Below are 12,636 nucleotides of genomic sequence, written 5' to 3' on the forward strand. Positions count from 1 at the left end.
GCAAGCTCCCTCGCCACAAGGACAGATGGCACTCAGCTCTAACCTTATGCATAAACAATATTTCTCAACCCCCACACGACCTCTCTAAGATCACGTCATAACTCGTTATAACAAGTGATCTCAGATGACCGATAACGTTCTATCCCTCAGCAGCGTGCCTTTGCACACCCAACTGCGCGACGTGCTGCGCAGCCGTATCCTCGACGGCGAATACCCGCAAGACAGCCAGATGCCATCCGAAAGCGAACTCGGTGCGCTGTTCAAAGTCAGCCGCATCACCGTGCGTCAGGCACTTGGTGATCTGCAGAAAGAAGGCCTGATCTTCAAGATCCACGGCAAAGGCACTTTCGTCGCCAAGCCCAAGACCTTCCAGAACGTCAGCACTCTGCAAGGCCTGGCCGAGTCCATGACCGGTCGCGGCTACGAGGTGATCAACCGCCTGCGCAGTTTCAAATTCATCGCCGCCGACAAACTGGTCGCCGAGCGTTTACAGGTCGCTGAAGGCGAAACCGTGGCGCAGATCAAACGGGTTCGCCTGATCAACCGCGAGCCGATCTCCCTGGAAATCACCTACCTGCCCAAAGCCATCGGCGAGCGGTTGGAGAAGGCTGACCTGGTCACCCGCGACATCTTCCTGATCCTGGAAAACGACTGCGGCCTCGCTCTCGGCCACGCCGACCTGGCCATCGACGCGGTGCTGGCCGACAGCGACCTGACCCAGGCCCTGAACGTCGAACCCGGCTCGCCGATCATGCGCATCGAGCGCCTGACCCACGATGCCGCTGGCGTTCCGGTGGACTTCGAACACCTTTACTACCGTGGCGATGCCTTCCAGTACCGCTTACGGATCGACCGGCAAAAAGGGGATCAGGCATGACCCGAACGACTCTGGAACAGGAATACGACATCGTCGTGATCGGCGGTGGCACCGCCGGCCCGATGGCGGCGATCAAGGCCAAGGAACGCAACCGCGACTTGCGCGTGTTGCTGATCGACAAGGCCAACGTCAAGCGCAGCGGCGCGATCAGCATGGGCATGGACGGCCTGAACAACGCGATCATCCCCGGCCACTCGACGCCGGAGCAGTACACCAAGGAAATCACCATCGCCAACGACGGCATCGTCAATCAGGCGGCGGTGTACGCCTACGCGACCCACAGTTTCGAAACCATCGAGCAACTGGACCGCTGGGGCGTGAAGTTCGAGAAGGACGAAACCGGCGACTACGCGGTGAAAAAGGTCCACCACATGGGCGCCTACGTGCTGCCGATGCCGGAAGGGCACGACATCAAGAAAGTCCTCTATCGCCAGTTGAAACGCGCGCGGGTCAGCATCACCAATCGTGTGGTCTGCACCCGTTTGCTCACGGACGAAGAGGGCACGGTCAACGGCCTGATGGGCTTCGATTGCCGCACCGCCGACTTCCATGTGATCAAGGCCAAGGCTGTGATTCTCGCCTGCGGTGCCGCCGGGCGTTTGGGCCTGCCGTCCTCGGGCTACCTGATGGGCACCTACGAAAACCCCACCAACGCCGGCGACGGTTACGCCATGGCCTATCACGCCGGGGCCGAACTGGCGAACCTCGAATGCTTCCAGATCAACCCGCTGATCAAGGATTACAACGGCCCGGCCTGCGCCTACGTCACCGGTCCGTTGGGTGGCTACACCGCGAATAACAAGGGCGAGCGTTTTATAGAGTGCGACTACTGGAGCGGCCAAATGATGTGGGAGTTCCACCAGGAACTCGAAAGCGGCAACGGCCCGGTGTTCCTCAAACTCGATCACCTGGCCGAGGAAACCATCCAGAACATCGAGGAAATCCTGCACAGCAACGAACGCCCGAGTCGCGGCCAGTTCCACGCCAATCGCGGCACGGACTACCGCACGCAGATGGTTGAAATGCACATCTCCGAGATCGGTTTTTGCAGCGGTCACTCGGCGTCCGGGGTGTGGGTCAACGAGAGGGCTGAAACCTCGGTCAAGGGTTTGTACTCGGCCGGCGACATGGCGGCAGTGCCGCATAACTACATGCTCGGCGCGTTCACCTATGGCTGGTTTGCTGGCACCAACGCCGCAGATTTTGTCGCCGGACGCGAGTTTTCAGCGGTCGATGTCCAACAGATCGAGACGGAAAAGCAGAGGGTCTACGCACCGCTGGACCGCGAACACGGCCTGCCGCCCGCGCAAGTCGAATACAAGCTGCGCCGTTTCGTGAATGACTACCTGCAACCGCCGAAAGTGACCAAGAAGATGCAAATCGGCCTGCAACGCTTCAGCGATATCCAGCGCGACCTCGATCAGATCAAGGCCCACAACCCCCACGAACTGATGCGCGCCATGGAAGTCAGCATGATCCGCGACTGCGCCGAAATGGCCGCCCGCGCCTCGTTGTTCCGCGCTGAAAGTCGCTGGGGGCTTTACCACTATCGGGTTGACCACCCGCAACGCAACGACAGCGACTGGTTCTGCCATTGCCACCTGAAGAAGGGCGACGACGGCCGGATGACCAGTTTCAAGAAAGCCGTCGAGCCTTACATCATCCCGCTCGATGCCGAAGAAATGCAGGCCTACGACCGGCTGCGGGTCGGCGCGTTTGCGGCCTGAGCCTGACTATAAGAGAGACCGAGAAATGGCCTATCAACCCCAGGAAGTCTTCTTCCGCTCCAACGCGCCGGTCACGGTCGACGAGGACCTTTGCATCGCCCACAAAGGCTGCACCGTGTGCGTCGACGTCTGCCCGATGGACCTGCTGGCGATCAACCCGGCCACGCAAAAGGCCTACATGGCGTTCGACGAATGCTGGTACTGCATGCCCTGTGAAAAGGATTGCCCGACCGGGGCGGTGAAGGTCGAGATTCCATATCTGTTGCGTTGAACCCCGCTTGCGTTAAAGCCATCCGGCAACACCGGACGCCTGATCCGAACACCCCTCGTTTCCCACCGCGCCCTGATCGTGGCGGAGACGAACATCCAATTAATGATTCGAGGGGAAATACGTATGTTATTGCGTGCAGCATTAGCCGGTCTGGTACTGGCCTCATTCACCGTGTCCGCGTCGGCTGAAACCATCCGCATCGCCATCGGCACCCAGGACACCACCATCAACTGCGCCGCTGGCGGCCTGCTGATCCGTGAACTCGGTTTGCTCGACAAATACCTGCCCCACGACGGCCAATACAAAGACGCCAAATACGAGGTGGAGTGGAAGAACTTCACCAGCGGCGCGCCCCTGACCAATGAGATGGTTGCCGGCAAACTCGACTTCGGTGCCATGGCCGATTTCCCCGGCGCGTTCAACGGTGTGGCGTTCGAAACGGCCGGCAAGCACAGCCTGTTTATCAGCGTGCTGTCGGGCAGCATCAAAGGCAGCGGCAACGGCATCGTGGTGCCGAGCGCGTCCGGTGTGCAGTCCCTGGCCGAACTCAAGGGCAAGACCATTTCCGTGCCGTTCGCCTCCACTGCCCACGGCATGTTGCTGCGCGCCGTGGCCGCCCAGGGCTGGGACCCGCTCAAAGACGTGAACATCATCGCCCAGCCACCGGAAGTCGCCGGCTCGGCGTTGCAGGCCGGCAAGATCGACGCCCACGCCGATTTCGTGCCGTTTGCCGAACTGTTCCCGAGCCGTGGTTTCGCGCGCAAGATTTATGACGGCGCCCAAGCCAATGCGCCGACCTTCCACGGAGCGTTGGTGGATCAGGCCTACGCGAAGAAGTACCCGGAAATCGTCGTGGCCTACCTGCGGGCGAGCATCGAAGCCAATCAACGGCTGGCGGCGGAACCGGAGAAGTACAGCGAGCTGATCGCCAAGGTCACCGGCGTGGACGCCGAGGTCAACTACCTGTTCCACGGCCCGCTGGGCGTGCAGACCCGCGACCTGAGCTGGAAACCGGAATATCGCCAGGCGGTCGGCACCGCCATCGATACCCTCAAGTTGTTGAAGAAGGCTGATCGGGGCCTCGACCTGAATACCTTCATCGATGACCAGTACATCCGCGCCGCGTTCAAGGCATCGAACCTGGACTACACCGCGCAACTGGCCAACTACGCGCAAACGCCGCTCAACGCGGTGGATGCGCTCAGCGGCAAAGCCATCACCGATGTCAGCCACGTGGCGGAAATCTGGGTGCGCGGCGAGCCGAAAGTCCGGCAGTACGCCTCGGCGGAAGCAGCGTTCAGCGCGTTGGCCGGATTGAAGGCAGAAGGCAAGAACATCCGCGCGGTGTATGCCCAGGCGAGTGACAGCGGCATCAAGTTACTGGCGGATCAGGCGTGGTTTGCCAGCGATGCCAAGGGCCGGCTCAGTGCGTTCCTGCTCAAGGGCCAGGCCCAGCAATTCGCCACGGCTCAGGGCGGCAAGGTGTTCGATTTTACCGACGCCACCACCCAGGCCGTGGCCAGCCGCTGAGTCAGATCGTTCCCACGCTCTGCGTGGGAATGCCGCCAGGGACGCTCCGCGTTCCGCTCTTGTATGTGACGCAGAGCGTCACGGGATGCATTCCCACGCAGAGCGTGGGAACGATCAGAGGTGACATATGAATTCACGCTGGCTCCCCCGAACCGCCTCACTGCTGCTGTGCCTGCTGTTCTGGCAACTTGCTGCGAGCGGTCACTGGAACCTCGGCCTGGTGACCTTCGCCAATGTGCCGACGCCCCTGTCGGTGATCCACGCCGCGTTGGGCCTGGGCGACTCCGGAAAACTCGGCCAACACCTGAGCGCCAGCCTCAGCCGGGTCTTCGCCGGTTACCTCGCGGCGCTGGTCATCGGCATCGCCCTGGGCCTGGCCATCGGCCGCTCGAAATGGGCCGAAGACTTGCTGCTGCCGCCTCTTGAAGTCTTAAGACCAATCCCCGCCGTCGCGTGGATCCCGTTGGCCATCCTGATGTTCCCGTCCTCGGAACTGTCGATGGTCTTCATCACCTTCACCGGCGCACTGTTTCCGATCCTGCTCAACACCATCCACGGCGTCGAAGGCGTCGACCCACGCCTGATCGCCTCGGCCCGCAGCCTCGGGGCAGGGCGCCGCGCGATTTTGCTGGAGGTGATCCTGCCCGGCGCCGCGCCGAGCATCATCACCGGCCTGGCCATCGGCATGGGCACGTCGTGGTTCTGTCTGGTGACCGCCGAGATGATCTCCGGTCAGTTCGGCATCGGCTATTACACCTGGGAGTCCTACACCATCCAGAACTACGCCGACATCGTCGTCGGCATGTTGCTGATCGGCGTGCTCGGGATGGGCAGCAGCCTGCTGATCAAACGCCTGGGCGGGCTGTTCACGCCTTGGCATCGACCACGAGGAAAAGCCTGATGAGCGTTTTTCAACACCCCGAAGGGCGCATCGATATTCGTGATTTGTCGATCAGCCTGGGCGAGGGCAGCACGGCGTTCGAAGCGGTCCAGGGCCTGGATTGCCAGATCGAACCGGGCCAGTTCGTGTGCATTCTCGGGCCGTCCGGTTGCGGCAAATCCACCTTGCTCGGCGCATTGGCCGGGCATCTGCAACCGCGCATCGGCTCCTTGAATGTCGATGGCGCGCCGATCTGCGGCCCGTCGCCGCAGCGCGGCATGGTGTTCCAGCATCACACGCTGTTCCCTTGGCGCACGGTGCGCGACAACGTCGCTTTCGGCCTGAAAATGCGCGGCATCGGCAAGACCGAACGCCACAAAGCCGCCGATGAAATCCTCGCGTTGGTGGGGTTGGAAGGTTTTGCCGAACGCTGGCCGGACCAGCTCTCCGGCGGCATGCAACAGCGGGTCGAAATCGCCCGGGTGCTGATCAATCGCCCACGGCTGTTGCTGATGGATGAACCGTTCGGCGCCCTCGATGCCCTGACCCGACTGAACATGCAGGAGCTGCTGCTGGACATCTGGACACGGATTCGCACCACCGTGGTGTTTGTCACCCATGACATCGACGAGGCGCTGTTCCTCGCCGATCGCTTGCTGGTGATGAGTTCGCGCCCCGGTCGCATCATCGAAGACCTGCGCCTCGATTTCCCCCGGCCACGTACCCCCGAATTGGTGACCAGCCACGACTTTTCCCGCTTGAAGCGTCACTGCCTTGAGCTCCTGCGTCACGAGGACGGTCGGCAGCTGCCACGCCTGAACCCCCTCGGACTTCCCCCAGAAAACAAACTGCCGCGATTTGCCCTATGACCTCATTATTTGATGCAACCGAAAACGACGACATCCTCGCCCTGCAACCGCGCCTGACTGATGCCGATCCCGGCGTGCGCCGCATTGCGCTGATTGAACTGGCTGATCTCGAAGAGCCGGAGGGCTTGCTGTGGCTGGTCGATCGCCTGGCCGAAGACCCGACTGAAGAGGTCCGCGCCGAAGCCGCGCGATTGCTGGAAGCCTGGGAGGACGAACCGGTTGTTGAGGCGCTGTGCCAGGCGCTGACCGATCCGTCATTGGCCGTGCAAGCCGCCGCCGCGCAGAGTTTAAGCCTGCTTAAGAGCGAAGCGGCGGGCCGGGTGATTTTGCCGTGGACCGGGCATGCCGATATCAGCGTGCGGGTGGCGGCGTTCAGGGCTTTGCGCGAATTACGGTTCCCCGAGGCTGTCGGCGCTGCTTTAAACGCGTTAAACGATCAAGACGCCAGCGTGCGCCGCGAAGCCGTTGGCGTACTCGGCTGGCTCAAGCAGCTGGACGCCTTGCCAGCCCTGGCCCGACTGGCCAGTGACGACCCGGACACCGAAGTCCGCCGCGCCGCCACCGGTGCCCTCGGATTGGCCTCCGACATTCAAGTCCTGCCGGCCCTGCGCCAGGCGTTGCAGGACCACGCCTGGCAAGTGCGCGAAGAAGCTGCCACCACGTTGGGCAAAGTGGGGCATGTGGATGCAGGCCCGGCATTGGTCGAAGCCTTGAGTGACGATTACTGGCAAGTCCGCCTGCGCGCCACCCGCAGCCTCGGCCGCTTGCGTTACGCCCCGGCCCTCGACGCGCTGATCGAAACGTTAGGCCATCGCATCAGTAATTTGCGCAAGGAAGCAGCGCTGGCCCTCGGTGAATTGAACGATCGAGGCGCGGTTTCCGCCCTGCAAGCCGCCCAGGACGACGGCGACCCGGAAGTGCGCAAAGCCGTGCGCATCGCCTTGAGTCAACTGCAATGAGCCCGCTGGCGGTGGGCAATTCCCAGAGCAGACAGCAATTGCGGCTGAACTGGCCGGATGGGCGCGAGCAATTGCTCGATCACGCCGACCTGCGCCGCCAGTGCCCGTGCTCGCAATGCCGGGCGTTTCGGCTGCAAGGGCTGACCGTGAAGGTCGATTCGCGGATTCGCGTGGTCGAGTTGAATAGCCAGGGCTACGGCCTGCAACTGGTGTTCAGCGACGGCCACGAACGCGGCATCTATCCGTGGCCCTACCTCGCAGAATTGACCTGATCCCTGCCCGAAACGCGGCTGTCTGACCGGAACCCTGTAGGAGCGAGGCTTGCCCGCGAAGGCGATGCCCCTGACACACCGCCTTCGCGGGCAAGCCTCGCTCCTACGGTTCACCGGATCAGTTCCGCAGGTGTCGGCGGTTCAGAACGATTTACTGACGCTCGCCACCACCGTCGCCGTGCACACATCACCAAACCCCCAATTGCTGGCGCATTGGCTTTGCGACAGGTCGGTGTCGATGTAGCTGACCCCCAGCAACACCCCGGCCAGTTCATGGGTCAGCTTCACTTCCCATTCGTGGTACGCGTCTTCGGCGTGGCCGTTCGAGGCGTACAGGTGCGGGTCCTTGAAGTCCATTTCGCCGTAGCGCAGTTTCAAACCCAAGTCGTAGGGCAATTCGGTTTCGTAGCCGATGTAGCTGTAGAGCGAACTCTGCTGGCTGTCGATGCCCGGCGCATCCGCCGAATAATAGGCGGCGAGTTTCACCCCATACACACTGAGGATGCCGTAGGTTTCGCTCTGATTGAACTGGCCTTCCTTGGGGTAGGCGTACTTCAAATAGCCGAGGTCCAGGCTCACTGCATCGGTCGCCTGCCACAGCCAACCGGCGTAGTAATCGATTTCCTGCCGGGTTTTCAGGCCGCCGCCGAAATCGACATTCGAACTCCATACACCCGCATACAAACCACTGCTGTGAGCCAGGGTGACTCCGGCCTGCACGGCGGGATCGTTCTGGGTTTGCGAGATGCCGCGGGTGCGGTAATCGCTGGCCAGGGTCAGGTCCAACAGCAGGTTGAAATCGTCATTCAAGGGGATGGCCTGGCTGCTCAAGGGCAGCAGGCTTAACGGCAACAAAGTTAAAGAGCGGAGGGCGAACAGGGTGAAAGCTTTCATGGGACGGTGCCTTTGTTGTGATTGTTCTGGGCAGTTTTCGGGCAAGGCTGCGCCACACCCCGGCGACGGTCGCAGGGGCAGGGCAGCAAGAGGGTTTCTTATAGGGTCGGTGCGTAGACTTCGCGTCCGGCAAACCAGGTTTGCAAGACTTTGGTGTCGTTCAGAGCTTTGTTATCGACCGTGAACACATCGCGATCCAGCACGATGAAATCGGCCTGTTTGCCGGCGGTCAGCGAACCGATCTGCTTCTCCAGCCCGATGGTCCGCGCCGCGTTGAGGGTGTAGGCGTAGAACAGGGTTTCGCGGTCCAGGCGTTCATCGGCATTCAGCACACCCAGCGGACCTTTGCGGGTGATCGCCTGGGCCATGGCATTAAACGGATTGGGCGTGGACACCGGCCAGTCGCTGGCCCCGGCAATGGTCGCGCCCTGTTTGAGCAGCGAGTGCGCCGGGTATTGATAACGGAAGGCCAGGGCGCTGACGTAGGGTTTGATCATGTCCAGGGTGTAATCGTCGGCGGTGGCCCACAGCAGTTGCATCGAGGCGATCACGTTCAGCGGCTTGAACCGCGCAAACTCCTTCGGGTTGACCATTTGCAGGTGGGTGATCGAGTGGGTCACGCCGCTCTGGCGATCCTTGCGCGCCTGGGCGATACCGTTCAGGGATTCACGCACCGCGCGGTCGCCGATGGCGTGGATGTGCACCAGCCAGCCACGCTGGTCGATGGCGCTGACCAGTTCGCCGAAATGCTTGGGATCGATCAGCAACTCGCCCTGTTTGTGCGAGTTGCTGTACGGATCGATCATCGCCGCGCTCTGCGCCGGGTATTCGATCACGCCGTCGGCGAAGATCTTGATCCCCGGCAGCGTCAGGTTGGGAATGCCCTGGAACTGCTGGCGGACCTTGTCCAGCACGTCGAGGTCGGCCGGCACACTTTTCGGATTGGCCACCAGCAGCGCGGCGACGTGGACGCTCATGTCGCCGGTTTCCGACAGCGCTTTATAGGCCGGCAGCACACCGACGGTCTTCTCCGTGGGCTTGAGCGCGAACACCGGCTCGCCCGGCGCGGCGTTGGCGGCGGGGTCCATCCACGCGGTAATGCCGAGGCTGTTGTTGTAGCGCATCGCCGATTGCGCGGCCTTGAGCATGTCGGCGGCGCTCGGCACCGGCATTTTCGAGGCGACCCGGTCCCAACCGGCATCCACCAGGAACCCGTTGGGGCTGCCATCGGCGCGTTTGCCGATCGTGTCTTTTTCGGCGTCCGGCAGGCTTTTCAGCAACGCGGCATCGATACCGGCGCGCTCCAGCATCACGTTGTTGGCCCACGCGGTGTGGTGGTCGCTGCCGCTGAATACCACGGGCACGCTGGCCCATTCGCCGTTGTTGAATGTCTTGCCAAAGGCTTCAGCCTGCGCCCAATACGCCGAACTCATGCCGGCCACGCTCAGCACATCGCCATGTTTGGCCTTGCCATCGTCACGCCAGGCGCGCAGGCGTTTTTCCAGTTCGTCGAGGCTGACCACCTCGTCTTGCATATTCGCCGAAACCATTTCCAGGCCGCCGAACACCGCGTGGGAATGGCTGTCGATCAGCCCGGGCATCAGGGTCTTGCCACCGAGGTCGATGACTTGGGTATTGGCGTCGATCAGGGCTTTGATCTGTGCGTCAGTGCCGACTTTCAGCACCTTGCCGTTCTCTACCGCTAGGGCCTGCACCTTCGGTTGGGTGCGGTCGGCGGTGAAAATCTTGCCATTGAGCAGCACCAGATCGGTGGCGGCCATGGCTTCCATCGAGGCAAAACTAACAGCGGCCATCAACAGATTCGGGATGAATCTTTTCATTGAATGTTTCCTTGTTATTGCGTCTGATGGCCAGATTAGTGGCTGCCCGCGCTCAGCAGAACGCCTGCCTCACGAAAAACGTTTTTGCCTGAATGGAAAAAGCATGGACAAGTTGGGCGCATTGAAAATGTTCGTGGTCACCGCGCAGCTCGGCAGTTTCAGCCGCGCCGCCGAGCAACTGGGCAAGACCCCGTCGGCCCTGACCAAAGCGGTCAATCACCTCGAAGCCGAGCTGGGTGCGCGATTGTTCGAGCGCAGCACCCGGCGGATTCTGCTGACGGAAGTGGGGCGGCTGTATCTGGAAACCGCGCGCCAGGTGTTGCAGCGGCTGGAGGAGGTCGGCGAGGAAGTCGAGCAAATGCAGCATGGCCTGCGCGGCAGCCTGAAAATCACCGCGCCGCTGGCGTATGGGCAGGCGTTTCTGGATCAGGTGTGTGGCGGTTTTCTGGAGCAATACCCGCAGATCAACCTGCAAGTGGATTTGTGCGACGAGTTCGTCAATCTGCTGGAAAGCGGCTACGACCTGGCCCTGCGTGAGGGCCATGACGACTTGCCGGGGCTGATCGCCCGGGTCGTCGGCAGCAATCGCCTGGCGTTGTGCGCCAGCCCGGCCTATCTGGCGCGCAAGGGTTTGCCGGTGACGCCGCAAACCCTCGATCAGCACGAATGGCTGCTGTATCGCCACCCGTTGCTCAGCCGCGAATTCTGGTGGGCAGAACGCGACGGCCAGCGTTTGAGCCTGCCGCAGCCCCAGTCGCCCCGGCTGCGCAGCGACAATTACGACTTGCTGCTGGCCAATGCCCTGGCCGGGCGCGGCTTGCTGCACACACCGTTGTGGAGCGCCGCGCCGTACATCGCTGATGGGCGGCTGGTGCGGCTGATGGCGGATTACGCCATCGACCCGGATAGCTTCGGCGCGCACATCCTGGCGGTGTACCCAAGCCATCGGCGGGCGACGGCCAAGGTGGTGGCGTTTATCGATTACATCGCCGATTTCCTGGATGGCCTCGCGCCCTGTACACACCGACTGTAGGAGCCAGGCTTGCCCGCGATAGCGATCTCAAGGACGCCATCGCAGGCAAGCCCGGCCCCTGTAGGAGCAAGGCTTGCCCGCGATGCGATCTCAAGAACGCCATCGCAGGCAAGTCCGGCCCCTGTAGGAGCAAGGCTTGCCCGCGATAGCGATCTCAAGGACGCCATCGCAGGCAAGCCTGGCTCCTACAGTCAGCGTCTACCGATTAGTGGTCGTTGCCAGAAAAACGCCAAAAGAGTACAAATGTACTCCATGACGACTCTCACTCCCCGCCGTACCGCCATCCTGACCTTTATCCGTGATCGAATCGCGGAGCACGGCCAGTCCCCGAGCCTCGCTGAAATCAGCGAGGCCTTTGGTTTCGCCTCCCGCAGCGTGGCGCGCAAGCATGTGCTGGCGCTGACCGAAGCCGGGTTTATCGAGGTCAACCCCAATCAGGCCCGGGGCATTCGTTTGCTCGGGCAACCGGCGCGCCCGGAGCTGCTGGACATCCCGGTGCTTGGCCGGGTGGCGGCGGGTGCGCCGATTGGCGCCGATGCCGAGGTGCACAGCCGCTTGCTGTTCGATCCCTCGATGTTCTCCCGGGTGCCGGACTACCTGCTGCGGGTCCAGGGCGATTCGATGATCGAAGACGGCATTCTCGACGGCGACCTGGTGGGCGTGCACCGCAACCCCGAGGCGCTCAACGGCCAGATCGTGGTGGCGCGGCTCGACGGTGAAGTCACCATCAAGCGTTTCGAACGGGTCGGCGATACGGTGCGACTGCTGCCGCGCAACCCGGCCTATCAACCGATCATCGTCGAAGCCGATCAGGACCTGGCCATCGAAGGGGTGTTTTGCGGTCTGGTGAGGCAAGGGTGATGGGCGCCGTCGTTGCGTTGGATACGCTGTTCAATGGCGGCCAGGTCTGGAAGGGCCGGCCTGCGCCCCCGGCCGTCAGCCCGCAACCCACCGGGCATGCCGCGCTGGATGCGGCATTGCCTACCGGCGGCTGGCCGGAAGCGGCGCTGACCGAAATCCTCTTGGCCGGGCAGGGCGTGGGCGAGTTGCAACTGGTGTGGCCGGCGCTGGCACGGCTGTCGGCGGCGGGCGAGCGCATCGTGCTGATCGCGCCGCCGTACGTGCCGTATCCCCAGGCCTGGCAGAACGCCGGGGTCGATCTGCGTCAGTTGTCGATCATCCAGGCCAGCGAACGGGATGCCTTGTGGGCGGCGGAACAATGCCTGCGCTCGGGCAGTTGCGGCGCGGTGCTGTGTTGGCCGCACAAGGCCGATGACCGCGCCTTGCGACGCTTGCAGGTGGCGGCGGAAACCGGCTCGACCCTGGCATTTGCCTATCGCTCGCTGGCCGAAGCGGTCAACCCTTCGCCGGCAGCCCTGCGCATAGCCATCGACGCGAAACCTGCGCAGTTGCGGGTCTTGAAGTGCCGGGGTGGGTTGGCCCGTACGGCGCCGATTGCCTTTGCCATGGGACATTGAGGTTG

13 protein-coding genes are annotated in these 12,636 nt (G+C 62.5%); 11 read left to right on the forward strand and 2 right to left on the reverse strand.

Annotation, left to right across the window (positions count from 1 at the left end; translation table 11 throughout):
* The first annotated feature begins 124 nt into the window (after window positions 1–124).
* The 8 genes from ACY4LX_RS15965 (at window position 125) to ACY4LX_RS16000 (ending at window position 7,385) form a co-directional block, all read left to right on the forward strand.
* Window positions 125–877, forward strand: a complete 753-nt coding sequence (locus ACY4LX_RS15965) for a GntR family transcriptional regulator (RefSeq protein WP_149658212.1) — start codon at window positions 125–127, stop codon at window positions 875–877.
* A complete protein-coding gene (locus tag ACY4LX_RS15970; RefSeq protein WP_463260510.1) occupies window positions 874–2,604 on the forward strand; it encodes a fumarate reductase/succinate dehydrogenase flavoprotein subunit in 1,731 nt (576 codons plus the stop codon). The genes ACY4LX_RS15965 and ACY4LX_RS15970 overlap by 4 nt, the downstream gene beginning before the upstream one ends.
* Before the next feature lie 25 nt (window positions 2,605–2,629).
* The gene (locus ACY4LX_RS15975) at window positions 2,630–2,875 is read left to right on the forward strand and encodes a 4Fe-4S dicluster domain-containing protein (protein ID WP_463260511.1); all 246 of its coding nucleotides are present in this window, start codon (window positions 2,630–2,632) and stop codon (window positions 2,873–2,875) included.
* A gap of 123 nt (window positions 2,876–2,998) precedes the next feature.
* The gene (locus ACY4LX_RS15980; protein ID WP_463260512.1) at window positions 2,999–4,405 is read left to right on the forward strand and encodes an ABC transporter substrate-binding protein; all 1,407 of its coding nucleotides are present in this window, start codon (window positions 2,999–3,001) and stop codon (window positions 4,403–4,405) included.
* 127 nt (window positions 4,406–4,532) lie between these two features.
* Window positions 4,533–5,306 (forward strand): ABC transporter permease, encoded by a 774-nt coding sequence (locus ACY4LX_RS15985; protein ID WP_463260513.1) that lies wholly within the window; start codon window positions 4,533–4,535, stop codon window positions 5,304–5,306.
* Window positions 5,306–6,154: an ABC transporter ATP-binding protein gene (locus ACY4LX_RS15990; RefSeq protein ID WP_463260514.1), complete on the forward strand. Its 849-nt coding sequence runs from the start codon at window positions 5,306–5,308 to the stop codon at window positions 6,152–6,154. The genes ACY4LX_RS15985 and ACY4LX_RS15990 overlap by 1 nt, the downstream gene beginning before the upstream one ends.
* Entirely contained in the window at window positions 6,151–7,113 is a 963-nt protein-coding gene (locus ACY4LX_RS15995; protein WP_463260515.1) for a HEAT repeat domain-containing protein, read from the forward strand. The genes ACY4LX_RS15990 and ACY4LX_RS15995 overlap by 4 nt, the downstream gene beginning before the upstream one ends.
* Window positions 7,110–7,385, forward strand: coding sequence for a DUF971 domain-containing protein (locus tag ACY4LX_RS16000; RefSeq protein WP_463260516.1), 276 nt, complete (start codon window positions 7,110–7,112; stop codon window positions 7,383–7,385). Before ACY4LX_RS15995 ends, ACY4LX_RS16000 begins: the two co-directional genes overlap by 4 nt.
* A gap of 141 nt (window positions 7,386–7,526) precedes the next feature.
* Here the strand turns inward: ACY4LX_RS16000 and ACY4LX_RS16005 are convergent, their stop codons facing one another.
* Window positions 7,527–8,279: a TorF family putative porin gene (locus ACY4LX_RS16005; protein ID WP_463260517.1), complete on the reverse strand. Its 753-nt coding sequence runs from the start codon at window positions 8,277–8,279 to the stop codon at window positions 7,527–7,529.
* A gap of 98 nt (window positions 8,280–8,377) precedes the next feature.
* Window positions 8,378–10,120 (reverse strand): amidohydrolase, encoded by a 1,743-nt coding sequence (locus tag ACY4LX_RS16010; RefSeq protein ID WP_463260518.1) that lies wholly within the window; start codon window positions 10,118–10,120, stop codon window positions 8,378–8,380.
* A gap of 103 nt (window positions 10,121–10,223) precedes the next feature.
* Here ACY4LX_RS16010 and ACY4LX_RS16015 point away from each other — a divergent pair, with 103 nt between their 5' ends.
* From ACY4LX_RS16015 to imuA, 3 genes are all read left to right on the forward strand, one after another.
* Window positions 10,224–11,153: a LysR family transcriptional regulator gene (locus tag ACY4LX_RS16015; RefSeq protein WP_463260519.1), complete on the forward strand. Its 930-nt coding sequence runs from the start codon at window positions 10,224–10,226 to the stop codon at window positions 11,151–11,153.
* 243 nt (window positions 11,154–11,396) lie between these two features.
* Window positions 11,397–12,014 (forward strand): transcriptional repressor LexA, encoded by a 618-nt coding sequence (gene lexA / locus ACY4LX_RS16020; protein WP_463260520.1) that lies wholly within the window; start codon window positions 11,397–11,399, stop codon window positions 12,012–12,014.
* The gene (imuA, locus tag ACY4LX_RS16025) at window positions 12,014–12,631 is read left to right on the forward strand and encodes a translesion DNA synthesis-associated protein ImuA (protein WP_149658201.1); all 618 of its coding nucleotides are present in this window, start codon (window positions 12,014–12,016) and stop codon (window positions 12,629–12,631) included. The genes lexA and imuA overlap by 1 nt, the downstream gene beginning before the upstream one ends.
* Window positions 12,632–12,636 lie beyond the last annotated feature (5 nt).

This window comes from Pseudomonas sp. Emmai (genome assembly GCF_055179735.1).